Here is a 24,118-nt window from a genome sequence, read left to right on the forward strand (position 1 = left end):
CGCCGGGCTCTCAAACCGGCGGGCACCCGCACCTCCAGCCCCCAACCCATCGAGCAGCCCCGTACCAATCCCATGATCGGCCGGACAGGGCCTAGGCGAGGCCTCGGCCGCGCAGCGGGCGGACGTCACGCACACGTCCGATTGACGGGGGCCTTCTCCGGGAACCCGTCATCCGTGTCCCGCCGCATCGAAGACCTCGCCCCCGCCACCGACCTCCCGCCCGCCGGAGACCTCGTGCCCATCGAGGACCTCGCGCTCATCGGCGACCACCAGACGGCCGCCCTCGTCGGCAGGGACGGCTCCATCGGATGGCTCTGCCTGCCCCGCTTCGACTCGGCCGCCTGCTTCGCCGCGCTGCTCGGCGACGAGGAGAACGGCCACTGGCGCCTGGCGCCCGCAGGCGCGGGCCCCTGCACCCGCCGCGCCTACCGCCCCGACTCCCTGGTCCTCGACTCGGAGTGGGACACCGATGACGGCTCCGTGCGCGTCACGGACTTCATGCCGCAGCGCGACCGGGCCCCAGACGTCATCCGCATCGTCGAGGGCCTCAAGGGGCGCGTCACCCTGCGCAGCACCCTCCGGCTCAGGTTCGACTACGGCTCGGTCGTGCCCTGGATGCGCCAGCAGGACGGCCACCGCGTCGCCGTGGCGGGCCCCGACTCCGTGTGGCTGCGCAGCGAGCCCGCCGTGCACACCTGGGGCCACGACTTCGGCACGCACTCCGAGTTCACCGTCGAGGAGGGCGAGAAGGTCGCGTTCGTCCTCACCTGGCACCCCTCGCACGAACCGCGCCCCGCGCTCGTCGACCCGTACGAATCGCTGCGCCACAGCCTGGCGGACTGGCGCGCCTGGACGGCACGCTGCCACTACGAAGGGCCGCACCGCGACGCGGTCGTCCGCTCCCTGATCACCCTCAAGGCCCTCACGTACGCCCCGACGGGCGGCATCGTCGCCGCCCCCACCACCTCGCTGCCCGAGGAGCCCGGCGGGGTGCGCAACTGGGACTACCGCTACTGCTGGCTGCGCGACTCCACCCTCACCCTCGGCGCGCTGCTCTCGGCCGGGTTCTCGGAGGAGGCCGAGGCGTGGCGCGACTGGCTGCTGCGCGCGGTCGCGGGCAACCCGGCGGACCTGCAGATCGTGTACGGCCTCTCCGGAGAGCGCCGACTGCCCGAGTACGAGGTTCCGTGGCTGTCCGGGCACGCGGACTCCGCCCCGGTGCGCATCGGCAACGAAGCGGTCGAACAGCTGCAGCTCGACGTGTACGGCGAGGTCGTCGACTCACTCGCCCTCGCCGACCGTTCGGGCCTCGCCACGCCGCCGCACGCCTGGCACCTGCAGCTGTCCCTGCTCGAATTCCTGCACCAGAAGTGGCGGGAGCCCGACCAGGGCCTGTGGGAGGTGCGCGGCCCGCGCAGGCACTTCGTGTACTCCAAGGTGATGGTCTGGGTCGCTGCCGACCGCACGGTGCGCGCCCTGGAGCAGAACCCGAAGCTGCCCGGCGACGCCGAGCGGTGGCGGAAGCTGCGGGACGAGGTGCACCGCGAGGTCTGCGAGCGCGGCTACGACCCGGAGCGCAACACGTTCACGCAGTCCTACGGCTCCACCGAACTGGACGCCTCGCTGCTGCTCATACCGCGTGTGGGGTTCCTGCCGCCCGACGACCCGCGCGTCATCGGCACCATCGACGCGGTCCATGCCGAGCTCGGCCACGAGGGACTCCTGCGCCGCTACAGCGCCGACCAGACGGCCATCGACGGCCTGCCGGGCCAGGAGGGCGTCTTCGTCGTCTGTTCGTTCTGGCTGGCGGACGCGCTGCACATGACCGGCCGCACCAAGGAGGCGCGTGAGCTGTTCGAGCGCCTGCTCGCGCTCCGCAACGACGTGGGGCTGCTCGCGGAGGAGTACGACCCCTCCTCCCGCCGTCAGCTCGGCAACTTCCCGCAGGCATTCAGCCACATCGGCCTGGTGAATACCGCCCTCGCGCTCTTCGGGGCGGACGCGGGAGGATAGGGCCATGGATCTTGGACTGAAAGACCGTGTCTACGTAGTCACCGGCGCCACCCGCGGCCTCGGCAACGCCACCGCCCGCGAGCTGGTCGCGGACGGGGCGAAGGTCGTGCTCACGGGCCGTCAGCAGAAGACGGTGGACGAGGCGGCCGCCGAGCTGGGCCCGAACGCGGTGGGCGTCGCCGCGGACAACGCCGACCCGGCCGCCGCGGCCGCGCTCGTCGCCGCGGCCCGCGAGCACTTCGGCCGCTTCGACGGCGTACTGATCAGCGTCGGCGGGCCCGCACCGGGCTTCGTCGCGGACAACACCGACGAGCAGTGGCAGGCGGCGTTCGAGTCGGTCTTCCTCGGCGCGGTGCGGCTCGCCAGGGCCGCGGCCGCGGAGCTCGGCGAGGGAGGCGTCATCGGCTTCGTGCTCTCCGGGTCGGTGTACGAGCCGATCGCGGGCCTGACGATCTCGAACGGCCTGCGGCCGGGGCTCGCCGGGTTCGCCAAGTCCCTCGCGGACGAGCTCGGCCCGCGCGGCATCCGCGTGGTCGGCGTGCTCCCCGGCCGGATCGGCACCGACCGCATGCGCCAGCTGGACGGCCTCTCCCCCGACCCCGAGGCCACCCGCGCCGCGAACGAGGCGGGCATCCCCCTGCGCCGCTACGGCACGCCGCAGGAATTCGGCCGCACCGCGGCGTTCCTGCTGTCGCCCGCGGCGTCGTACCTGACGGGGATCATGGTCCCGGTGGACGGCGGCTCACGCGCCGGGTTCTGAGACATGCTCTGACGGCGAGAGCCTCAGCTCACCCGTTCCGCGCGGTGCTTGGCGGCCCGCAGGCGGACCGTGGCCGGGAGTGAGGCCAGGCCCGCCGAGTCGCGGGCCCGGCCGAGCGTGTCGGCGGAGAGCAGGTGCAGCGCTTCGGACGGCGTGGCGTGCGGGGCCAGGACGAGTTCCACGCGCGCCTGCGGGGTGCTGCGCCGACCGGTCAGCACGACCTGGGCGCGCTCGACGCCGTCCAGCGTCTCGGCCTCCTTGGCCAGTACGTTCTCCATCGCCCGGCCGCGCAGCAGCGCACCCTCGCCGTCCCCGGCCTCCACCAGGACCTCCGCGAGGCGGCGCCTGCGCAGCTGGGCGGAGAGCGACCACAGCGCGAGCAGCACGCACACCGCGAGGGCGGCGATGACCGTGGGCCAGAACCATCCGTCGCCCCGCCACCGCGCCCGGTCGGCCGCGCTGACCAGCACGTCGTGCCGACCGTCGTGGATCCACCAGGAGGGCGGGGACGCGCCGAGCCCGACGGCGAGCACGGAGCCGCCGAGGACGAGCAGGACAAGCCCGACGAGGGCCAGGACCACGCGGTTGACCGTGCGCAGCACGCCGCTCACCCCTTCCTGCCGGGCCGGGCCACCCGGACGGAGAGTCCGGGGGCGCGGGCGAGTCCGAGGTCGCGGATGCCGTCGGCCAGTGTCGCGTCCAGGTCGGCTCGTACGTCGTCGAGTTCACGGAAGTGGGAGACCGCGCGCACGTCCACCTTGGAGCGCTTCATCCGGACCCGCACGGACTGCACGCCGGGCACGTCCATGGCCCGGTCGCGGAGCACCATGGCGGCGGCCCCGCGGTACAGCCCCGCGCGCACGTCGGAGTGGGTGCGGCGCATCGGCAGGATGCCGCGCTGACCAGGGCTCGCGGCGAGCACGATGAGCCAGATCCCGAGGACGGCGGCGACCGCGGCCCCGGCGAGCACGGCCGTGTCGTCGAGGGGGCGGCTGCCGAGCTGCCGGGCCAGTTCGCGTCGCCAGTGCATCGCGGGATGGTCGGCCCGGACGGCGACGACGTCGTAGAGGAGCAGCCCGGCGGCGCCGAGGACCACCAGGGCGATGAGGGCCGCGGGCACCCGGCGGGGCGCCCAGAACCGGGCGGCCTTCTCTTCGTCGTCGGAGAGCGTGGGCAGCGGATCGTAGGCCGCCGCGGAGGCCGACTGGCCGAACTCGCCATCGGACTGCTCGATGACCGGCAGCGGCTGGGTGCCGCCACCCCCTCGGGGTTCACTCATCGTGTCCTCCCCTGTGCCGCGGCGCGCACCTGCGCGGAGTACAGCCGCTCCACCTGAACGGCCACCTCGGGTACGTCCATCCCCGCCAACGCCTCTACCCGCTCGGTGACGTGGCGACGCACCGCGCCGCACTGCCCGCCGATGTCGCAGGGGTAGTCCAGCTCCAGGCTGACCCGGATGCGGGCCGATTCACGGTGGACGGAGACCGTGGCGCGCGGCGGCGAGCCGTCCGCCGGAACCGCGTCCACCGCCTCGCGCGCCGCCCGTGCGGCGATCTTCGCGACGACCCGGTCGGCGATCCGGGTCGCGCCGCGCTCCCGGGGCGCGACCTGTGCCGCCACCGCTCACCGCCGCCGGTCGCCGCGGCTGCGGAAGAAGTCGCCGGGCTCCAGGTCCCCCTCGAGGAACCTCCCGGCGACGAAGCCGATGGCGCCCAGGGCGGCCACCAGCAGGAACGCCCCGAACCCGCCGAAGTATCCGGCGAAGCCGAGTGCCATTCCGGCGACCATGCCGATCACGGCCATACTCATCGTGCGCTCCCTACTGAAGGCGTCCCTGCGGCTCGTCGTCTTCCTCGTCGGGCAGCTTCACATCGCTCACCGCGATGTTGACCTCGACGACCTCGAGCCCGGTCATGCGCTCGACGGCCGTGATCACGTTCTCCCGCACGTCCTGTGTGACGTCCGCGATCGAGACGCCGTACTCGACGACGATCTCCAGGTCGAGGGCGGTCTGCACCTCGCCGACCTCGGCCTTCACACCGCGGGACACGGACTTCGAGCCGCCGGGCACCCGGTCGCGCACGGCGCCGAAAGTGCGTGCGAGGCCGCCGCCCATCGCGTGCACGCCTTCGACGTCACGCGCGGCGAGGCCCGCGATCTTCTCGACGACGCCGTCCGCGATGGTGGTGCGGCCCCGGCTGCCGGGATCACCGCCGCCCCTGCCGGGCGCGGGCCTCGCCGCGTTCTCGTCCGGGGAGTCCTTCTCCAGCGTCTGAGACGCCTTGCGCTGTCCGGTGTCGGTCATGGCCGTGCCGTCCCTTTCGAAAGGGGAACTGCCCCGTGGGGAATCTGATCCGTCGAGTGGGGCTGCTTCTCGGCCCACAGTAAGCGCGGCCCCACGCCCGCGCGCCCCGGATGCGGCAGGCTTGAGCCATGACGGGCGAGGGTTGGACGCAAGCGGTACGCCGACAGCTGGGGCTCGGCCGGGTGCTGCCGCTTGGCGGCGCCGCGGACGGCGCGTGGGTGACGGAATCGGCGGTGGACGGCGCGTTGCGCCGGATGGCTGAGCGGGTGCCCGGTGTGCGTCTCGGCACGGTCCGCCTCGCGCTGGCCGCTCCGGATGCGGCGGCCGTCGCGGCCGTGCCGTCACCGCCGAGCGCGCTGCCGCCCGGGCCGCTGCGGATCACCGCGGAGTTCGCGGCCGTCGGGGGCGAGCCGCTGCCCGCGGCGGCGGACCGGCTGCGCGCCGCGCTGTCGGAGGCGGCGGACGGGCTCGGCCTGGTGACGGACGGGGTGGATCTGAAGGTGACGGCCCTGCTCGACACGGCCGAGGAAGGCGACGTAGCCGTAGCAGGCCACGCGGGCGGCAATAGCGATAGCGCCGGTGACGGTACGCCGGACGGCGACGGCGACGAGGCGCGTGCCGAGCGGGCCGCCCTCTCGGTGCCCGGGGTGGCCCGGCTGACCGGCGTGCTCGGCCGGGCCGTGCACATCGAGGAGCGCCCGGCGACGGGCGCGCTGCCGCGCCGCCACGCGCGCGTGGAGCTCGCGACGGACCACGGGCACCGCGCACTGGACGTGGCGCTCGCGGTCCGCGCGGCGGTCGGTGCGGCCCTGCCCGATCACCCGTCGGTGGCCGTGCTCGTCACCGAGGTGCGGTAGCGGACCTGCGGCAGGGCGTCAGTCGCCCAGGCCCGCGAGGTCGCGCAGCCGACGTCCCTGTGCGGCGCGCTCGGCGACGCGCTGCTCCTCGTAGGAACGGCCCGCGGCGCCCTGCAGCAGCGCCTTGGTCTCGATGACGGCGTCCCGGGGCGCGGCGACGAGCGCGGCGGCCAGGTCCTTGGCGGCAGCGTCGAGTTGGTCGGCGGGCACGACGAGGTTGGCGAGGCCCACCCGCTCGGCCTCGTCCGCGTGGACGAAGCGCCCGGTGGCGCAGATCTCCAGCGCGCGGGCATAGCCGACAAGCCCCACCAGCGGGTGCGTGCCGGTGAGGTCGGGGACCAGGCCCAGGCTGGTCTCGCGCATGGCGAACTGCACGTCGTCCGCCGCGATCCGCAGATCACAGGCGAGCGCGAGCTGGAAGCCGGCGCCGATGGCGTGGCCCTGGACGGCGGCGATGGACACGATGTCGCTGCGCCGCCACCAGGTGAACGCTTCTTGGTACTCGGTGATCGTGGCGTCGAGAAGACCGTCCTCACCGCGTGCCAGATCGATGAAGGACGGTTCGCCGTCGAAGCCCTCGGGCGTGAACGCCTGCCGGTCCAGGCCCGCGGAGAAGGACTTGCCCTCTCCGCGCAGCACCACGACTCGGACGTTGCCCGGCAACAGCTGACCGGCCTCGACCAACGCCCTCCACAGCGCGGGAGATTGGGCGTTGCGCTTGGCCGGATTGGTCAGCGTCACCGTGGCGACGGCCTCGTCGATGGTGAGGCGTACGCCGTCCTTGTCGAGAACCGGTGCGAGCTCGCTGTCGGACGAAGCCATGGGGTGCCTCCGATGGGGTGCGGTCGGACCGGACGCTGGGAGCGCCCGTAAGTGACTGCACAGTAACCACCCGGCCAGTCAGCCGACCGACCGGGTGGTCACCATCGGACCATGGGACAGCGTGCCGCCTGCCGTCAGCCGGCGGCGGCCTTCTTGCCTCGCGTCGCCCCGCCGCGTCCCCGCAGCGTGACGCCGGATTCGCTGAGCATGCGGTGCACAAAGCCGTACGAGCGGCCGGTCTCCTCGGCCAACGCCCGGATGCTCGCACCGCCGTCGTACTTCTTCTTCAGGTCTGCCGCGAGCTTGTCGCGCGCGGCGCCGGTTACCCGGCTGCCCTTCTTCAGAGTCTCGGCCACCCGTGCCTCCTCATGGGAAGTGCGCTCTGGACTTCTCATGATCACCCCTCCCGGGCTTCCTGGCCACCCATTCGACAAGGTCCGTACGGCGCGCTTCGCCTCTTCGGGGGCGTCTACCACGATCGGAATTAACGATTCCGCGCGTCGATCCAGCTGAAGCGGAACGGGCGATGCAGCGAATCTCCAGGTCAGCGCCGTATCGGGCGACGAGGCACCCGTTGTCGCAGCTCGGCGCCAAAATCCGTGTATGACACACCTCGGTACGAGGAGAGCTCACACAGATGAGGGATCACGGATCGGCCGAATGATCCATACGCAGTGGATCAGTCATTCGATCAAGCGAGGTGGACGCCGTGGCACGGCGCTCAGGCGAGCGCGACCAGATCCGCGTAGTCCTGGCCCCACAGGTCCTCGACGCCGTCCGGCAGCAGGATGATGCGCTCCGGCTGGAGCGCCTCGACGGCGCCCTCGTCGTGCGTGACGAGGACGACGGCTCCCTTGTAGGTGCGCAGCGCGCCGAGGATCTCCTCGCGGCTCGCCGGGTCGAGGTTGTTGGTGGGCTCGTCCAGGAGGAGGACGTTGGCCGAGGAGACGACCAGGGTCGCGAGCGCGAGCCGGGTCTTCTCACCGCCGGAGAGCACTCCCGCGGGCTTGTCGACGTCGTCTCCGGAGAAGAGGAACGAGCCGAGCGTCTTGCGCACCTCGACGAGGTCGAGGTCGGGGGCGGCCGAGCGCATGTTCTCCAGGACCGTGCGCTCGGGGTCGAGCGTCTCGTGCTCCTGCGCGTAGTAGCCCAGCTTGAGGCCGTGGCCCTCGATGACCTGGCCGGTGTCGGGCTTCTCGGCGCCGCCCAGGAGCCGCAGCAGCGTGGTCTTGCCCGCGCCGTTGAGGCCGAGGATGACGACGCGCGAGCCCTTGTCGATGGCGAGGTCGACGTCGGTGAAGATCTCCAGCGAGCCGTACGACTTCGACAGGCCCTCGGCCATCAGCGGCGTCTTGCCGCACGGCGAGGGCTCGGGGAAGCGGAGCTTGGCGACCTTGTCGTTCTGGCGCACCGCCTCCAGGCCCGCGAGGAGCTTGTCGGCCCGCTTGGCCATGTTCTGCGCGGCGACGGTCTTGGTGGCCTTGGCGCGCATCTTGTCGGCCTGCGAGTGCAGCGTCGCGGCCTTCTTCTCGGCGTTCTGACGCTCCCGCTTGCGGCGCTTCTCGTCGGACTCGCGCTGCTGCTGGTAGAGCTTCCAGCCCATGTTGTAGACGTCGATCTGCGCGCGGTTGGCGTCCAGGTAGAAGACCTTGTTCACGACCGTCTCGACGAGGTCGACGTCGTGGGAGATCACGATGAAGCCGCCGCGGTACGTCTTCAGGTAGTCCCGGAGCCAGACGATCGAGTCGGCGTCCAGGTGGTTGGTCGGCTCGTCCAGGAGGAGCGTGTCGGCGTCCGAGAAGAGGATGCGGGCCAGCTCGATGCGGCGGCGCTGACCACCGGAGAGCGTGTGCAGGGGCTGGCCGAGCACGCGGTCGGGGAGGTTGAGCGCGGCGGCGATGGTGGCGGCCTCGGCCTCGGCGGCGTACCCGCCCTTGGTGAGGAACTCCGTCTCCTGGCGCTCGTACTGCTTGAGGGCCTTCTCGCGGGTGGCGCCCGAGCCGCTCGCGATGCGCTGCTCGTTATCGCGCATCTTGCGGATCAGTACGTCGAGGCCGCGCGCGGAGAGGATGCGGTTGCGGGCCAGCACCTCGAGGTCGCCGGTGCGCGGGTCCTGCGGGAGGTAGCCGACCTCTCCGGAGCGGGAGATCGTGCCGCCCGCGGGGATGCCTTCACCCGCCAGGCACTTGGTGAGGGTGGTCTTGCCCGCGCCGTTGCGGCCGACGAGGCCGATGCGGTCGCCCTTCGCGATGCGGAAGGTGGCGTTCTCGATGAGGATGCGGGCGCCGGCGCGCAGCTCGATGCCGGAAGCGGTGATCACGGAGTTCTCCAGAAACAGAGTGGACGGCGAGAGGGACGACTGAGGTGCTCAGGACCGGTGTCTATGCCGTCCAACTGAGGAGAGGTGCTGCCATGGCAGCCATTCTAACGGGCCGCCGCAACTACTTTTCCGGGCCGCGGCCGCCGCCGGGGCCCCGCTCCAGGTCCCCGTTGCCCAGCGGAGTGCGGCCCGGAACGATTCTGCCGTAGTCGTCCACCGCGACGACCTGCGCGGTCCAGGCCGCGGCCGGGCCCGCGCAGGGCTGGGCGACCAGGAGCGCCCCGTCGCGGCGGACCGAGCGTGCCGGTGCGAAGGCACAGCCGGTCCTGGCGGGCAGCACCCAGCGCAGGTCGCCGTCCGCGGTGCGGTAGGCGGCGATGCGGTGCGGGGTGACGACGGCCAGCATTGCGGCGTCCGGGGTGAGCGGCTGCAGGACTCCGGCGCCGCCGTGGGCGTCCGGGGTGCGCAGCCAGTCGGCGCTCGCGGGGACGGCTCGGTGCCAGCGCACGGAGCCGCCGTCGCCGCGGGCCGTGTCGGTGACCAGGCCGTCGTTCCAGAGCGTGAAGGCGTGGCCCGGCGCGGGCAGGACAGCGACGGGGCGGTGTCCCGCGCGCGTGTAGGTCCAGCGGCGGCTGCCGCTCTCCTTGTCGTACGCCTCGACGGCCCGGCCCTTCGCGCGCAGCGCGGGGTCGCCGACGGGCAGGGCCCCATCCACGCCGTCCACGCGCGCGTGGACGGTGAGGCGGTCTCCGTAGGGGGCGGGCCGCGCGTGGTGGGCGGCGGCGACGAGCGGCAGGGCGAGCACGGCGAGGGCCACGGGCAGCGCGATGCGCGTGCCCCGACGGGCCGGGGCGCGGCCCGTCGCGTCGAGTGGCAGAGCGGACATGACGCCCCCTTCGGTACCACTGCCCATGGATCAGGCGCAGAGCGTAGCGGCGGGGGTCGGGGCGGCCGCCGTGCGGCGGGGCGACACGGCGCGGGGAGGGCTCCGCGTCCCCCGTTCGGACCTCCCTCCGGCGCCCGGCGGGGGCGGGCATACCAGGATGAAGTGGCCGGTAGTCCGGCGCGGGACGGCGTGGGTCGTCCCGGATGCCCGGCAGAGGGGTGCGCCCATGCAGTTCGACGACGACGCCGACCTGGACACCTCGGAGGTGCAGGATGTGCGCGGCAGTCGGATCCCCGGCGGCCGGGCGACGGTGGGCGGCGGCATCGCCGGTCTGATCGCCCTGTTCCTGGGGCTCTTCTTCGGCGTCGGCCCCGACCAGCTCGGCCTCTCCTCAGGCAACGAGGAGCCCGCGGCCACCTCCTCGTCCCTCGCGCAGGTGCAGCAGACCTGCCACAAGGGGCGGGACGCGAACAGCAAGGAGGACTGCCGCATCGTGGCGGTGGTCAACAGCGTCCAGGACTTCTGGCGCCCCGAGTTCCAGCGCAGACAGGGCACGTACTCCCCCGCGCAGACCATCCTGTTCAGCGGCCGGACGGGCACCGCCTGCGGCACCGCCACCTCGGCGGTGGGTCCCTTCTACTGCCCCGGCGACCGGCGGGTCTATCTGGACCTGGGCTTCTTCGACGACCTGCGGTCCAAGTTCGGCTCCAACGGCGGGCCCTTCGCGCAGGCCTACGTCGTGGCGCACGAGTACGGGCACCACGTGCAGAACCTGATGGGGACCCTGCAGCGCTCCCAGGACGGCCGCACGGGCCGTGACAGCAACGCCGTGAAGGTCGAGCTGCAGGCCGACTGCTATGCCGGGGTGTGGGCCCGGCACGCGACGCGCAGCCCGGACGACCGCACGGGCAGGACGCTGATCAGCAGCCTCGACGACAACGACATCCGCGACGGCCTGGACGCGGCGGCCGCGGTGGGGGACGACCGGATCCAGGAGAAGTTCCAGGGCCGGGTCACCCCGGAGTCCTGGACGCACGGCTCGGCCGAGCAGCGCCAGCAGTGGTTCTACGAGGGCTATCGCACCGGCGACATGGGCCGGTGCAACACCTTCCGCTGAGCTTGTCCTTCAGCCTCTGAGGCTCACTCGCCGCCGGTGTGGACCTGGAAGGCCGCCCGGCGCACGGCCTTGGCGAGCGCCGGGTCGGGGTGGGCCGCGGCGAGGGCGACCAGGACCTGCACGGTGCGGGGGTGCCCGACGCGACGCACCTCGTCGAGGAGGGCGGGCACGGTGGGCTGGACCGCCGACTCCAGGTGCCGGACGAGGAGTTCGGCCTCTCCGTGGTCGGCGACGGCCGCCGCGGTGTCGACCCACAGCCAGGTGGACTCCTCGCGGGTCAGCACGAGATGGACGTCCTCGGGGTCGGCGCCCTCCTGCTCGGCGAGCCACAGCAGCGCGTAGGGCCGTAGCGAGGGCTCCTCGACGACGGTCCTGACCTCCGGCTCGGCCGGGGCGCCGACGACGCGCAGGGCCTCGAAGGCGAGACCGCGCAGCAGGGCGTCCTCGCCCCGGGCGGCGGTGAGCAGGTCGGTGACGGCGCTGCCGACGGGGCGGGCGGCGAGCCAGGCGCGGTATTCGGCGCGGGCCGCGTTGGGGCGCAGGCGGGCGCAGCCGCGCAGCATGTCCTCCGCGGCCTGCTCGAAGTGCCCGGCGGGGCTCTGTGCGGCGACGCAGATCTGTTCCAGCTTGACCCAGACCGCCCAGCTGCCGAGCGGGGTGAGCGTGGCCTGCCCGTCGGCGCAGGTGAGCGCGCCGACGGCGGCGAGGCCGTGCAGGGCCCAGTCGAGGAGGGCGGGGAGCGGGGCGTCCTGCGGGACCTCGGCGGGGGCGGCCGGTTCGGGCTGGGGGCCGTGCGCGATCTCGCAGCGTTCGGTGCGCAGCTCCGTGACGCGCTGGTCAAGCAGGTCGAGGAGTTGCGGCACGGGGACGGGGCCCGCCGAGAGCTGCAACAAAGACAGGACCTGCGGCATGGCCTCGACGGTCTCCGCGACGGCCGCGGGGGCGAGGTCGTCCGGCGCCGGGTGCGCCAGCGACCAGGCGTCGAAGAGGGCGACCCAGCCGCGCAGCACGGCGGTGTCGTCACGGTCCCAGACCCGCAGCCGCCAGCCGGGGCGTGCGCTGTCGCCGTGCACCTCGATGAGGCCGGAGAGGCGGGCGGTGTCCCAGTCGGCACGGACCTGAGCGGGGGTCAGCCCCAGTTCCTCGGCGGCCCGTTCGGCGGTGGCGTCGGACAGGGTGCCCTTGCCGTCGGGCGTCGCGCCGGTGCCGCCGGGGCCCGGGCGGAGGGCCGCGTCGGCCCAGCGGGCGACCCGTGCGGCGGCGGCGAGAACGGCTCGTGCGCCCCGCGCGAGCTCCGCGGGAGCGGGTGTGCCCTCCGGCGGACGGGGCGCGGGACGGCGCGTGCGGCGGTTGCCCATCGCGCCGGGCGCGGCGGACAGGGGCCGTGCTGGGTCGCGCCGGGCCTCTCCTCGCTCTTCGGCCCTCTGGCGGGGCGCGCGGACAAGTCGGAGCCTGGAGTCGCGCGGGGTACGGGACGTCACAGGAGCAGTCTTCCTGTTGACGGTCCGAAAACCCAAACGGAATGGCGGCGCAGGCCTTCGGGGGCACTGCGCCGCGGGTGTGCGGGAGGGGTTTCGAACGGTCAGATCAGGGGGGTGAGGAAGCGCCGCAGCACCTCTTCGTAGCCCGCCGGGTCCGCGTTCCACATGGCGCCGTGGGGTGCGTTCGGAACGGGGTGCAAGGTGACGAGGTCCGGCCGCCGTTCGGCCATTTTGCGGGAGGGGCCCCAGGGCGCGACGGTGTCGTCGGGGCCGTGCACGACGAGGGTCGGCACCTTGAGCGCCTCGGGGCCCGCGGACGCCAGGATCCGGTCGCCGCGCAGACCGGTGCGGCCCTGCGCCGCACGGACCGCAAGCGGAAGGAGTGGTCCCGGGGTGCGGCGGGCCCCGGCGAGGGCCCGCAGGGTGGTCTCCCAGTTCAGCACAGGGGAGTCGAGGACGAGGCCGCTGATGCGGTCGCGGAGCGCCGAGTGCGCGGCGGCGTGCAGGCACATGGCGGCGCCGGTGGACCAGCCGTGCAGGACGACGCGCTCGGCGCCGTTGCGCACGGCGTAGCGGATGGCGGCGTCCAGGTCGCGCCACTCGGTCTCGCCGAGGTGGCCGAGGCCGTCCGGGGAGCGGGGCGCGCCCAGGTCGCCACGGTAGGCGAGGTCGAGGACGGGGACCCGCAGGCGGTGCAGGAAGTCCATGACGACCATGGGGTGCTCGCGGGTGGTGCCGAGGCCGTGCACCGTGATGACCCAGGTGTCCCGGGCGGCGGGCACGAACCAGGCGGGCAGGCCGCCGAGTTCGCCGGGGACGTCGACGTCGGCGTGGTCGAGGCCGAGCGCGGCGTGCGGGTCCCCGATGTGGACCTGGGGCGTGAGCCAGACGCGGGCGCCGGGTTCCAGGGTGCCGTGGGTGACGGCTTCGAGGCGGCGTACGACGGTGTCGGCCTCGTGCGGGGCGGACTCCAGGACGGGTCCGACGATCGCGTGGGTGCCGTTGCCGCTCAGGCCGTACGTGCCGGGGCGCAGGCTGGCCAGGGCGCGGGTCAGGCTGATCTGGCCCGCGGCCGTGGCGTGCACGGTGAGGCGGGGCTCGGTCGGCAGGGGGCGGCCCGCGGGCGCCTTGAGGGCGGCGTCGCTGGCGAAACGGCCCGCCGCGATGGCGGCCGCGGCCGTTCCCAGGGCGGCTGTTACTGCGGTGACGGCCGCTGCCGTCGCTTTGGCTGGGCGCACCGTCCCAGTGTCCGGGGCGGAGGGCTCCGGGGCCAGTGGGCGGTGGCTCCGGGGTGACCGGGGCGGCCCGGGCGCACCGCCCCGCGTCAGTCGGCGGGCTGGCCGTACCCCTTCAGCCGCTCCTCCGCTTCGCGCAGCTGGGAGGGGGACAGGAGGGTCGGGGCGTGGCCCGGGACTGCGGCGGCCGTGAGCCAGAGGCGGGACATCCATTCCAGTTGGGCCGTGCGGTCGTACGCCTGGGAGAGGTGGTCTCCGTAGGTGACCGTTCCGTGGTTCTGGAGGAGGCATCCCGTGCGGTCGCGCAGGGCGTGGAGCATGTGGTCGGCGAGCTCCTCGGTGCCGTAGAGCGCGTAGGGCGCGACGCGGGGCGGGCCGCCGAGGATGCCTGCCATGTAGTGGACCGCGGGGAGCTCGGAGACCAGCATCGAGACGGCCGTGGCGTGCACCGCGTGGGTGTGGACCACCGCGCCCGCATGGGTATTGCGGTAGATCGCGAGGTGCATGGGCAGTTCACTGGTGGGCGAGAGGCCGCCGAAGAGCTGTCGTCCTTCGAGATCGACGCCGACCGCGGCTTCGGGGTCCTCGGGACGCAGGCGGTCGTACGGCACTCCGCTCGGGGTGACCAGGACGGTGCCGCCGACCCGCACCGAGACGTTGCCCGAAGTGCCGACGACCAGGCCGTCGGTGACCGTCCTGCGGGCCGTGTCGACGAGCTCCTCCCAGGCCTTCGCGATGGCGTCCGCGTCTTCTCGGTCCCCGTGCTGCCGCTGCCGCTGCTCAGTCATGCGGTGATCCTGCCAGCCGGGCACCGGACGGCGGAGGGGGTGCGGAACGCAGGGTGATCAGTATCTCTTCAACAGGGTCCGCGGGCTGTTCGAAAAGGCGCGGGCGCGGGGTGGCCGCCGGATGGCGGAGCCCGACACTCCGCCCAGTTTGCGGGCCCCCCGCCGTCGCTCCTTACGATCGCTGTCGAGCACCGGGAACATACGAGGTGACGACCCTCCACTTCGGGTCACCGCACCGCCCGGCCAAGTTCACTTTCCGTTCACCCGGATTGCCTACGTTCAACATGCCACTGACGTCCAACAGAAGCCTGGGTAAATGGAACACATCACGCTTCTCCTCGGGATCGTGATCGTCACCGCTCTCGTGTTCGATTTCACGAACGGTTTCCACGACACTGCCAACGCGATGGCGACGACCATCTCGACCGGCGCTCTGAAGCCCAAGACGGCGGTGGCCATGTCCGCCGTGCTGAACCTCGTCGGTGCCTTCCTCTCGGTGGAAGTCGCCAAGACGATCTCCGGCGGCATCGTCAATGAGGACGGCCTCAAGACAGAGGTCATCTTCGCCGCGCTCGTCGGCGCGATTCTCTGGAATCTCCTGACCTGGCTGGTGGGCCTGCCCTCCAGCTCCTCCCACGCACTCTTCGGCGGCCTCATCGGCGCCGCGGTCATGTCGATGGGCTGGTCGTCGATCAACGGCGGCACCGTCGTCACCAAGATCCTGATCCCGGCCGTCGCGGCCCCGCTCGTGGCGGGCATCGCCGCGACGCTGGCCACGCGCCTGACGTACCGCATCGGCCGCAACACGGACCAGAAGTCCACCGCCAAGGGCTACCGCGCGGGTCAGATCGCCTCCGCCGGTCTCGTCTCGCTGGCCCACGGCACGAACGACGCGCAGAAGACCATGGGCATCATCACGCTCGCCCTCATCACGGGCGGCGTCCTGAACCCCGGTGCCAACCCCCCGATGTGGGTCATCGTGTCGGCCGGTATCGCCATCGCGCTCGGCACCTACCTCGGCGGCTGGCGCATCATCCGCACGATGGGCAAGGGCCTGACCGACCTCGCGCCGCAGCAGGGCTTCGCCGCCCAGACCAGCGCCGCGACGGCGATCCTCGCCTCCTCGCACATCGGCTTCTCGCTCTCCACCACCCAGGTCTGCTCCGGCGCCGTGATGGGCGCGGGCCTCGGCCGCAAGGGCGGCGTCGTCCGCTGGTCGACCGCGACCCGGATGTTCGTCGCGTGGGGCCTGACCCTGCCGGCCGCCGGTCTGGTCGGCGCGGGCGCCGAGTTCCTCACCAAGCAGGGCCCCTGGGGCATCGCGGTCACCGCCGCGCTGCTCGTCGGCGGCTCGGCCGTGATCTGGGTGCTCTCGCGGCGCAACGCCGTCGACCACACCAACGTCACCGACGACGAGATCCGCGCGGCCGACGACACCACGGGCGCCGAGCCCGCGGGCGTCGTGACCACCGCGATCGCCGCCGTCACGCCGCCCCCCACGGGCACCCTGGCCGCCTCGACCGTCGCGGACGAGTCCGTCAAGGCCGGAGTCACGGCCCCGACCACGACCACGACCGGCGCCATGGCGGACCCCGCCCGGCCCGCGACGGTGTAAGGACAGATCAGCATGAGCATCGACTGGGCAGCTCTCGGCTCCGTCTTCGGAGTCAGCCTCGCGGTGACGGTGGCCCTGGTGGGCCTGTTCACGCTCGGCATCGTCGGCCTCTCCCAGCAGGACAAGGCGGCCGCCTCCACGGGCGGCCAGGCGACCATGGCGCGCACCGGCGCGTACGCCTGCTTCGCGCTGTGCGCGGCGGCCGTGGCGTACGGGATCTATCTGATCGTCGCCTGACGGCAGCGTTCCCGGGTGGGGCGCGGAGCGTATGGAACGCTCCGCGCCCCACCCGTGTGTGAGGACCCCCGTGTGGGCCCCAACACACTCTCCCGCCGCAGGTCAACGGCGAGTTGACGGGCGTTCGGGGACCGTGGTGGACTGCCGGGGCCAACTACGGCGGCAGAAGAGGAAGCCGGTGCGAATCCGGCGCGGTCCCGCCACTGTCACCGGGGAGAACCCTCCCCGTGAGCCAGGAACTCTCGCCACCGATCACGTCGAACCAGGGCGCGGACACCCTGAGTGAGGACATATCGCCATGCGCGGCCGCCCGGTGCCGGTTCCCTCCCTGAGTACGAGTCCTCTCCTCAGCACGACGGCGGGCTGAGCCCATGAGTGCCGATCGCGACTTCGCGTACGGCGCCGCCACCGGATTCCTCGGTGACCTGCTGCTCGGCGATCCCCGCCGGGGCCACCCGGTCGCCGCGTTCGGGCGGGCGGCGGGCGCCGTCGAGCGGGTGCTGTGGCGGGACCACCGCGGGTGGGGCGCGCTGCACATCCTGGTCTGCGCCGGGGGCGCGGCGGGTGCCGCCGCGCTCGCCGCTTCTCTCGTACGCCGCTCCCCCGCCACATCCGTCGCGCTGACCGCCGCCGCGACCTGGGCCGTGCTCGGCGGGACCTCGCTCGGGCGCGAGGCGCGGGCCGTCGGCGGGGCGCTGGAGGCCGGTGACATCGAGGTCGCCAGGGAGCGGCTGCCCCATCTGTGCGGGCGGGACCCGCAGGCGCTGGACGCCGACGGAATCGCGCGGGCCGTCGTGGAGTCCGTCGCGGAGAACACCTCCGACGCCGTGGTGGGAGCGCTCGTGTGGGGCGCCGTCGGCGGGGTGCCGGGACTCGTCGCCTTCCGTGCCGTGAACACCCTCGACGCGATGGTCGGGCACAAGTCCGCGCGCTACCGGCGCTACGGATGGGCCTCGGCGCGGCTCGACGACGTCTTCGGCTGGCCCGGGGCGCGGCTCACCGCCGCGCTGGCCGTGCTCGCGGGGGACTCGCCCTCGGGGGCGGTGCGGGCATGGCGTTCCGATGCCGCGAAACACCCGAGCCCCAACGCGGGGCCCGTCGAAGCCGCCTTCGCGGGGGCTTTGGGCGTACGCCTCGGGGGGACCCTCTCGTACGCGGGACGGGTCGAGCACCGGCCCGTGCTCAACGCGGACGGGCACGACGTGCGCGTGGCGGACATCGAGCGGGCGGTGAAGCTCTCCCGGCGCGTGGGCCTGCTGGCCCTCGGCGTCGCGGCCGCCGCCCGGCTGACGTCCGGCAGGTCCAGCAGATCCAGTAAGTCAGGGAGAGCCTCGTGAGCGGTGGACTGCTCGTCGCCGGAACCACCTCCGACGCCGGGAAGAGCGTCGTCACCGCGGGCATCTGCCGGTGGCTGACCCGCAAGGGCGTCTCCGTCGCGCCCTTCAAGGCGCAGAACATGTCCCTCAACTCCTTCGTCACCCGCGAAGGCGCCGAGATCGGGCGGGCGCAGGCCATGCAGGCACAGGCCGCCCGCGTCGAGCCGACCGCGCTGATGAACCCCGTACTGCTCAAGCCGGGCGGCGACCGCTCCAGTCAGGTCGTCCTGATGGGCAAGCCGGTCGGCGAGATGAGCGCGCGCGGCTACCACGGAGGGCGCCAGGCGGCGCTGCTCGACACCGTCGTGGGCTGCCTGGAGGAGCTCCGGTCCACCTACGACGCCGTGATCTGCGAGGGCGCGGGCAGCCCCGCCGAGATCAACCTGCGGCGCACCGACATCGTGAACATGGGCATAGCGCGCGCCGCCCGCTTCCCCGTCCTGGTGGTCGGGGACATCGACCGGGGCGGTGTGTTCGCGTCGTTCTTCGGGACGACGGCGCTGCTCGGTGCCGAGGACCAGGAGCTGGTCGCCGGGTACCTGGTGAACAAGTTCCGGGGCGACGTCTCGCTGCTCGAACCCGGCCTCGACATGCTGCTCGGTCTCACCGGGCGGCGCACGTACGGCGTACTGCCGTTCCAGCACGGGCTCGGCATCGACGAGGAGGACGGCCTGCGGGTTTCCCTGCGGGGCGCCGTCCGGGAGTCCGTGGTGGCCCCGCCGGTCGGTGAGGACGTGCTGCGGGTCGCCGTCTGCGCCGTGCCGCTGATGTCCAACTTCACGGACGTGGACGCGCTGGCCGCGGAGCCCGGCGTCGTCGTGCGGTTCGTGGACCGCGCCGAGGAGCTCGTCGACGCCGACCTGGTCGTGGTGCCGGGCACCCGCGGCACCGTGCGCGCCCTGCGGTGGCTGCGCGAGCGCGGCCTCGCGGACGCCCTCGCGCGTCGCGCCGCCGAGGGACGGCCCGTGCTCGGCATCTGCGGCGGCTTCCAGGTCCTCGGCGAGCACATCGAGGACGACGTCGAGTCGCGGGCCGGGTCCGTCGACGGGCTCGGGCTGCTGCCGGTGCGGGTGCGGTTCGCCCGCGAGAAGACCCTCGCCCGGCCGGTGGGCGAGGCCCTCGGCGAGCCCGTCGAGGGGTACGAGATCCACCACGGCGTGGCCGAAGTGACGGGCGGCGAGCCCTTCCTCGACGGCTGCCGGGTCGGCGAGGTGTGGGGCACGCACTGGCACGGGTCGCTGGAGAGCGACGCGTTCCGGCGCCGGTTCCTCACCGAGGTCGCCCGCGCGGCCGGACGCCGCTTCGTGCCCGCCCCCGACACCAGCTTCGGCACGCTCCGCGAGGAGCAGCTCGACCTGCTCGGTGACCTGATCGAAGAACACGCGGACACGGACGCGCTGCTGGACCTGATCGAAAAGGGCCCCCCGACCGGCCTGCCGTTCATCGCCCCCGGAGCGCCCTCGTGAGCGCCGCCATGCACCACCGCACCAAGGAGGCTCTGTGAGTACCCCGTATCCGTTCACCGCCCTCGTCGGGCAGGACGACCTGCGGCTCGCGCTCTTGCTGAACGCCGTATCGCCCGCCGTGGGCGGCGTGCTCGTACGGGGGGAGAAGGGCACCGCCAAGTCCACCGCCGTGCGCGCGCTCTCCGCGCTGCTCCCCGAGGTGCCGGTCGTCGCCGGGTGCCGCTTCTCGTGCGACCCGGCGGCCGCCGACCCGAACTGCCCCGACGGCCCGCACGAGTCGGGCGGCGCCACCGCGCGCCCGGCGCGCATGGTCGAGCTGCCGGTCGGCGCCTCCGAGGACCGGCTCGTCGGAGCCCTCGACATCGAGCGGGCCCTCGCGGAGGGCGTGAAGGCCTTCGAGCCCGGACTGCTCGCCGACGCGCACCGCGGCATCCTGTACGTGGACGAGGTCAACCTGCTCCACGACCACCTGGTCGACCTGCTCCTTGACGCCGCCGCGATGGGCGCCTCGTACGTGGAGCGCGAAGGCGTGTCCGTCCGGCATGCGGCGCGCTTCCTGCTCGTCGGCACCATGAACCCCGAAGAGGGCGAGCTGCGGCCGCAGTTGCTCGACCGGTTCGGTCTCACCGTCGAGGTGGCCGCGTCCCGGGAGACCGACCAGCGCGTCGAGGTCGTACGGCGACGGCTCGCGTACGACGACGACCCCGAGGGCTTCGCGGGGCGCTGGGACGAGGACGAGTCGGCGCTGCGCGCACAGGTCGCGGCGGCCCGCGCGCTGCTCCCCCAAGTCGTCCTCGGCGACGCGGCGTTGCGGCAGATCGCGGCGACCTGTGCGGCCTTCGAGGTCGACGGGATGCGCGCGGACATCGTGATGGCACGCACGGCGACGGCGCTTGCCGCGTGGGCGGGCCGCACCGACGTACAGAGCGAGGACGTGCGCCAGGCCGCGCTGCTCGCGCTGCCGCACCGCAGGCGCCGCAACCCCTTCGACGCGCCCGGCCTCGACGAGGACAAGCTGGACGAGGCGCTGGAGGACGCGCGCGAGGACGAGGAGCCCGAGCCGCCCGAGGGGGACGACGACCCCGACGGCGGCGGTCCTGACGGCGGCCCCGGCGGCGGGCAGCCCCCGGCCGACGGCCCCGACTCCCCCGAACTGCCGTCCCAGAACCAGGGCCAGGACACCACGGACACCACGGACACCCCGGCCACCCCGGACACCGACCAGGCACCGGCCCCCGAGGAGCCCGCCCCGACGTCCGGCGCCCCCTCCGGCTCCGGCGAGCAGCAGGCCGTACGCGCCACGGAGCCGTTCCGCACGAAGATGCTGAGCGTGCCCGGCATCGGCGAGGGCGCGGCGGGGCGGCGCTCGCGGGCCCGCACCGAGCACGGCCGCACGACGGGTTCGCGCCGCCCCCGGGGCGCCCTGACCAAGCTGCACCTGGCGGCGACGGTGCAGGCAGCCGCCCCGCACCAGAAGGCGCGCGGGCGTTCCGGCGCCGGTCTCGTCGTACGCCGTGACGATCTGCGGCAGGCGACGCGGGAGGGCCGCGAGGGCAACCTCGTGCTGTTCGTCGTGGACGCCTCCGGGTCGATGGCGGCGCGGCAGCGGATGAGCGCCGTCAAGGGCGCGGTGCTCTCCCTCCTCCTCGACGCCTACCAGCGGCGCGACAAGGTGGGGCTCGTGACGTTCCGCGGCACGGAGGCGCAGGTGGCACTGCCGCCGACGTCGTCGGTGGACGCGGCCGCGGCCCGCCTCGAATCGCTGCCGACCGGCGGCCGCACGCCGCTGGCCGCGGGCCTGCTGAAGGCGCACGACGTGCTGCGCGTGGAGCGGCTGCGGGACGCCGCGCGGCGTCCGCTGGTGGTCGTGGTGACGGACGGGCGGGCGACCGGGGGCGTGGAGCCGGTGGCCCGCGCGGGCCGGGCGGCCCGGCTGTTCGCGGCCGAAGGCGTCGCCTCGGTCGTCGTGGACTGCGAGTCGGGTTACGTACGGCTCGGCCTGGCCGGACAGCTGGCGGGCGAGCTCGGCGGGACGGTCGTGACCCTCGACGAGCTGCGGGCGGACTCGATCGCCGGCCTCGTGAAGGACGTACAGGGAATGAACTCGCCTTCGAGGAGGGCCGCTTAATGCCGCAGGGACAGCCGAGCGTCGTACCGGACGACGGGCTCACGACGCGCCAGCGCCGCAACCGTCCGCTCGTCTTCGTCCACACGGGCGTCGGCAAGGGCAAGTCGACCGCCGCGTTCGGGCTCGCGCTGCGGGCCTGGAATCAGGGGTGGCCGATCGGCGTCTTCCAGTTCGTGAAGTCGGCGAAGTGGAAGGTCGGCGAGGAGAACGCGCTGAAGGTCCTCGGCGCCACCGGTGAGGGCGGCACGGTCGCCTGGCACAAGATGGGCGAGGGCTGGTCGTGGATCCAGCGCGCCCCCGCCGAGGGCGAGTTGACCAACGAGGACAAGGCCCGTGAGGGCTGGGAGCAGGTCAAGCGGGACCTCGCGGAGGAGACGTACAAGCTCTACGTCCTCGACGAGTTCGCCTACCCGATGCACTGGGGCTGGATCGACACCGACGAGGTCGTCGAGGTGCTGCGCAACCGCCCCGGCACCCAGCACGTCGTCATCACCGGCCGCAACGCGCCCCAGAAGCTGATCGACTACGCGGACCTGGTGACCGACATGTCGAAGATCAAGCACCCGATGGACGCGGGCCAGAAGGGCCAGAGGGGCATCGAGTGGTAGCTCGTCTCGTCATCGCGGCGCCGTCGTCGGGCAGTGGCAAGACGACCGTCGCGACGGGCCTGATGGCCGCCTTCGCGGCGGCCGGGCTCGCCGTCTCCCCGCACAAGGTCGGGCCGGACTACATCGACCCGGGCTACCACGCGCTCGCGACCGGCCGCCCCGGCCGCAACCTCGACGCGTACCTGTGCGGCCCCGATCTGGTGGCGCCGCTGTTCGCGCACGGCGCGGCGGGCTGCGACCTCGCCGTGGTCGAGGGCGTGATGGGGATGTACGACGGGGCGGCGGGGCAGGGTGAGCTGGCCTCCACGGCCCATGTCGCGAAGCTGCTGCGGGCGCCGGTCGTGCTGGTCGTCGACGCGTCGTCGCAGTCGCGGTCGGTGGCGGCGCTGGTGCACGGCTTCGCGTCCTGGGACCCGGAGGTGCGGGTCGCGGGCGTCATCCTCAACAAGGTCGGCTCCGACCGGCACGAGGCGCTGCTGCGCGAGGCGCTCGACGAGTCCGGGGTACCGGTGCTCGGGGCGCTGCGCCGCGCTCCTCAAGTACAGGCGCCCTCACGGCACTTGGGCCTCGTCCCGGTCGCCGAGCGGCAGGCCGATGCGGTCGGGTCGGTGGCGTCGCTGACCGAGCGGGTGCGGGAGGGCTGCGACCTGGAGGGGCTGCTGGCCCTCGCCCGCAGCGCGCCGCCCCTGCAGCACGGGGCGTGGGACCCGCGCACGGGGCTCGGCGCGGCACCAAAAGAACCGACGAGGCCCGTCGTCGCGGTGGCAGGCGGCGCCGCGTTCACCTTCTCCTACGCCGAGCATGCCGAGCTGCTCACCGCCGCCGGGGCCGACGTGGTCACCTTCGACCCCCTGCACGACGAGCAACTGCCCGACGGTACGGCCGGGTTGGTCATCGGCGGCGGGTTCCCCGAGGTGTACGCGCCCGAGCTGTCCGCCAACGAGCAGCTGCGCAAGGCCGTGGCGGAGCTGGCGCTCTCCGGTGCGCCCGTGGCCGCGGAGTGCGCGGGCCTGCTCTACCTCTCCCGCGAGCTGGACGGGAAGCCGATGTGCGGGGTGCTCGACGCGAAGGCCCGGATGGCGGAGCGGCTGACGCTCGGCTACCGGGAGGCCGTGGCCGTCTCGGACAGCGTGCTCGCGGCGAACGGCACGCGGATGCGGGGCCACGAGTTCCACCGCACGGTCGTCGAGCCGGGCGCGGGCCCCGTCCCCGCCTGGGGCCTGCACCGGCCCGAGCGGCGCGTCGAAGGCTTCGTACAGGGAAATGTGCACGCCAGCTATCTGCACACGCACTGGGCGGCGGAGCCGGGCGTCGCGCGCCGTTTCGTCGGGAGATGCGCCGCCCCGTGAACCGGCCGCCGTCGCGCTCAGCCCGCGATGCCCACCACCAGCCAGATGAAGGCCGCGCCCGCCACCGTGCACAGCAGGGTCGAGCGGGCCGGATGGTCGTGGTGGGCCTCGGGCAGGATCTCGGCCGCCGCGAGATACAGCAGCGCGCCGCCGAAGAAGCCCAGATAGCTGCCGAGCAGTTGCTCCGGAATGGTGAAGAGCAGGGTCGAAGCGGCGCCCACCACGGGGGCCGCCGCGTCCGCGAACAGCATCGCGAGCGCCTTGCGGCGGGCGTTCCCGTACAGGCTGGTGATCGTGTACGTGTTGAAGCCGTCCGCGAAGTCGTGGGCGACGACGGCCAGCGCCACGGCCGTGCCCATGCCGCCGCCCACCTGGAAGGCGGCGCCGATCGCGACGCCGTCCATCACGCTGTGCCCGACCATCGCGGCGGCGGCGGTGAGCCCCACCTCGGGCACCCGGCCGCCCTCGTGCTCATCGGCGCCGTGCGCGGCCCGGCGGCCCGCGAGGAGGCGTTCCACCAGATGGGCGACGAGGAAGCCCGCCACGAACAGGAGCAGGGCCGCCGGTACGCCGAAGACGGGCTCGCCCGCGGCGTCCAGCGCCTCCGGCAGCAGGTCGAGGCCGACGACCCCGAGCATCAGCCCGCCCGCGAGCCCCAGGACGAGGTGGCGCCGGTCGGTGACCCGCTGGGCCGTCCAGCCGCCCACCAGGGTCATGAGGAAGGCGCCGAGCGCCACGAACACCGCCATGGCCCC

The 24,118-nt window shown here is 73.5% G+C and carries 24 protein-coding genes and 1 riboswitch; of the genes, 11 read left to right on the plus strand and 13 right to left on the minus strand.

What is annotated here, in order from left to right; translation table 11 throughout:
* Window positions 1-234: 234 nt before the first annotated feature.
* On the plus strand, window positions 235-2,013 hold the full coding sequence (locus tag AC068B_RS36405) for a glycoside hydrolase family 15 protein (protein WP_478675881.1): 1,779 nt from the start codon (window positions 235-237) through the stop codon (window positions 2,011-2,013).
* A 4-nt stretch (window positions 2,014-2,017) separates the two neighbouring features.
* The gene (locus AC068B_RS36410) at window positions 2,018-2,773 is read left to right on the plus strand and encodes an SDR family oxidoreductase (RefSeq protein WP_478675779.1); all 756 of its coding nucleotides are present in this window, start codon (window positions 2,018-2,020) and stop codon (window positions 2,771-2,773) included.
* A gap of 23 nt (window positions 2,774-2,796) precedes the next feature.
* On the opposite strand, the gene amaP is transcribed toward AC068B_RS36410, so the two are convergent.
* The 5 genes from amaP to AC068B_RS36435 are packed head-to-tail and all read right to left on the minus strand — an operon-like array spanning window position 2,797 to window position 5,078.
* Window positions 2,797-3,384, minus strand: a complete 588-nt coding sequence (gene amaP / locus AC068B_RS36415; protein ID WP_478675780.1) for an alkaline shock response membrane anchor protein AmaP — start codon at window positions 3,382-3,384, stop codon at window positions 2,797-2,799.
* A complete protein-coding gene (locus tag AC068B_RS36420) occupies window positions 3,381-4,052 on the minus strand; it encodes a DUF6286 domain-containing protein (RefSeq protein WP_478675781.1) in 672 nt (223 codons plus the stop codon). Before AC068B_RS36420 ends, amaP begins: the two co-directional genes overlap by 4 nt.
* On the minus strand, window positions 4,049-4,393 hold the full coding sequence (locus AC068B_RS36425) for an Asp23/Gls24 family envelope stress response protein (RefSeq protein ID WP_478675782.1): 345 nt from the start codon (window positions 4,391-4,393) through the stop codon (window positions 4,049-4,051). Before AC068B_RS36425 ends, AC068B_RS36420 begins: the two co-directional genes overlap by 4 nt.
* Window positions 4,394-4,396: 3 nt before the next feature.
* On the minus strand, window positions 4,397-4,582 hold the full coding sequence (locus AC068B_RS36430; protein ID WP_356264457.1) for a hypothetical protein: 186 nt from the start codon (window positions 4,580-4,582) through the stop codon (window positions 4,397-4,399).
* 10 nt (window positions 4,583-4,592) lie between these two features.
* Entirely contained in the window at window positions 4,593-5,078 is a 486-nt protein-coding gene (locus AC068B_RS36435) for an Asp23/Gls24 family envelope stress response protein (protein WP_478675783.1), read from the minus strand.
* Window positions 5,079-5,206: 128 nt separating this feature from the next.
* Between AC068B_RS36435 and AC068B_RS36440 the strand changes: the two genes are divergently transcribed.
* Window positions 5,207-5,935, plus strand: coding sequence for a nucleopolyhedrovirus P10 family protein (locus AC068B_RS36440; RefSeq protein WP_478675784.1), 729 nt, complete (start codon window positions 5,207-5,209; stop codon window positions 5,933-5,935).
* Window positions 5,936-5,953: 18 nt separating this feature from the next.
* Here the strand turns inward: AC068B_RS36440 and AC068B_RS36445 are convergent, their stop codons facing one another.
* The 4 genes from AC068B_RS36445 to AC068B_RS36460 form a co-directional block, all read right to left on the minus strand.
* A complete protein-coding gene (locus AC068B_RS36445) occupies window positions 5,954-6,757 on the minus strand; it encodes an enoyl-CoA hydratase/isomerase family protein (RefSeq protein ID WP_478675785.1) in 804 nt (267 codons plus the stop codon).
* A gap of 134 nt (window positions 6,758-6,891) precedes the next feature.
* The gene (locus tag AC068B_RS36450; protein WP_055550175.1) at window positions 6,892-7,113 is read right to left on the minus strand and encodes a helix-turn-helix domain-containing protein; all 222 of its coding nucleotides are present in this window, start codon (window positions 7,111-7,113) and stop codon (window positions 6,892-6,894) included.
* A 365-nt stretch (window positions 7,114-7,478) separates the two neighbouring features.
* Window positions 7,479-9,077, minus strand: a complete 1,599-nt coding sequence (locus AC068B_RS36455) for an ABC-F family ATP-binding cassette domain-containing protein (protein ID WP_478675786.1) — start codon at window positions 9,075-9,077, stop codon at window positions 7,479-7,481.
* 121 nt (window positions 9,078-9,198) lie between these two features.
* Complete coding sequence (locus AC068B_RS36460) at window positions 9,199-9,963, minus strand: hypothetical protein (RefSeq protein WP_478675787.1); 765 nt, start codon at window positions 9,961-9,963, stop codon at window positions 9,199-9,201.
* Window positions 9,964-10,189: 226 nt separating this feature from the next.
* On the opposite strand from AC068B_RS36460, the gene ypfJ reads away from it, so the two are divergent.
* The gene (gene ypfJ / locus AC068B_RS36465) at window positions 10,190-11,080 is read left to right on the plus strand and encodes a KPN_02809 family neutral zinc metallopeptidase (protein ID WP_478675788.1); all 891 of its coding nucleotides are present in this window, start codon (window positions 10,190-10,192) and stop codon (window positions 11,078-11,080) included.
* A gap of 23 nt (window positions 11,081-11,103) precedes the next feature.
* Here the strand turns inward: ypfJ and AC068B_RS36470 are convergent, their stop codons facing one another.
* The 3 genes from AC068B_RS36470 to AC068B_RS36480 all read right to left on the minus strand — a co-directional run bounded on the left by AC068B_RS36470 (window position 11,104) and on the right by AC068B_RS36480 (window position 14,584).
* Entirely contained in the window at window positions 11,104-12,561 is a 1,458-nt protein-coding gene (locus tag AC068B_RS36470; RefSeq protein WP_478675789.1) for a hypothetical protein, read from the minus strand.
* Between the two features lie 101 nt (window positions 12,562-12,662).
* A complete protein-coding gene (locus AC068B_RS36475) occupies window positions 12,663-13,799 on the minus strand; it encodes an alpha/beta hydrolase family protein (protein WP_478675790.1) in 1,137 nt (378 codons plus the stop codon).
* 86 nt (window positions 13,800-13,885) lie between these two features.
* The gene (locus AC068B_RS36480) at window positions 13,886-14,584 is read right to left on the minus strand and encodes a class II aldolase/adducin family protein (protein ID WP_478675791.1); all 699 of its coding nucleotides are present in this window, start codon (window positions 14,582-14,584) and stop codon (window positions 13,886-13,888) included.
* Window positions 14,585-14,900: 316 nt separating this feature from the next.
* Here AC068B_RS36480 and AC068B_RS36485 point away from each other — a divergent pair, with 316 nt between their 5' ends.
* From AC068B_RS36485 to AC068B_RS36515, 7 genes are all read left to right on the plus strand, one after another.
* Window positions 14,901-16,199, plus strand: coding sequence for an inorganic phosphate transporter (locus AC068B_RS36485; protein ID WP_478675792.1), 1,299 nt, complete (start codon window positions 14,901-14,903; stop codon window positions 16,197-16,199).
* 12 nt (window positions 16,200-16,211) lie between these two features.
* A complete protein-coding gene (locus AC068B_RS36490) occupies window positions 16,212-16,436 on the plus strand; it encodes a hypothetical protein (RefSeq protein WP_055567334.1) in 225 nt (74 codons plus the stop codon).
* A 120-nt stretch (window positions 16,437-16,556) separates the two neighbouring features.
* Window positions 16,557-16,697, plus strand: a riboswitch (cobalamin riboswitch).
* A 110-nt stretch (window positions 16,698-16,807) separates the two neighbouring features.
* Window positions 16,808-17,773, plus strand: coding sequence for a cobalamin biosynthesis protein (locus AC068B_RS36495; RefSeq protein ID WP_478675793.1), 966 nt, complete (start codon window positions 16,808-16,810; stop codon window positions 17,771-17,773).
* Window positions 17,770-19,278, plus strand: a complete 1,509-nt coding sequence (locus AC068B_RS36500) for a cobyric acid synthase (RefSeq protein ID WP_478675794.1) — start codon at window positions 17,770-17,772, stop codon at window positions 19,276-19,278. The genes AC068B_RS36495 and AC068B_RS36500 overlap by 4 nt, the downstream gene beginning before the upstream one ends.
* A gap of 34 nt (window positions 19,279-19,312) precedes the next feature.
* Complete coding sequence (locus AC068B_RS36505) at window positions 19,313-21,406, plus strand: putative cobaltochelatase (protein ID WP_478675795.1); 2,094 nt, start codon at window positions 19,313-19,315, stop codon at window positions 21,404-21,406.
* Complete coding sequence (gene cobO / locus AC068B_RS36510; protein WP_055569405.1) at window positions 21,406-22,014, plus strand: cob(I)yrinic acid a,c-diamide adenosyltransferase; 609 nt, start codon at window positions 21,406-21,408, stop codon at window positions 22,012-22,014. Before AC068B_RS36505 ends, cobO begins: the two co-directional genes overlap by 1 nt.
* Window positions 22,008-23,363, plus strand: a complete 1,356-nt coding sequence (locus AC068B_RS36515; RefSeq protein WP_478675796.1) for a cobyrinate a,c-diamide synthase — start codon at window positions 22,008-22,010, stop codon at window positions 23,361-23,363. The genes cobO and AC068B_RS36515 overlap by 7 nt, the downstream gene beginning before the upstream one ends.
* Window positions 23,364-23,380: 17 nt before the next feature.
* Here the strand turns inward: AC068B_RS36515 and AC068B_RS36520 are convergent, their stop codons facing one another.
* Window positions 23,381-24,112: a ZIP family metal transporter gene (locus AC068B_RS36520; protein ID WP_478675797.1), complete on the minus strand. Its 732-nt coding sequence runs from the start codon at window positions 24,110-24,112 to the stop codon at window positions 23,381-23,383.
* Window positions 24,113-24,118: the final 6 nt, after the last annotated feature.

Source organism: Streptomyces sp. NPDC042371, assembly GCF_056437465.1.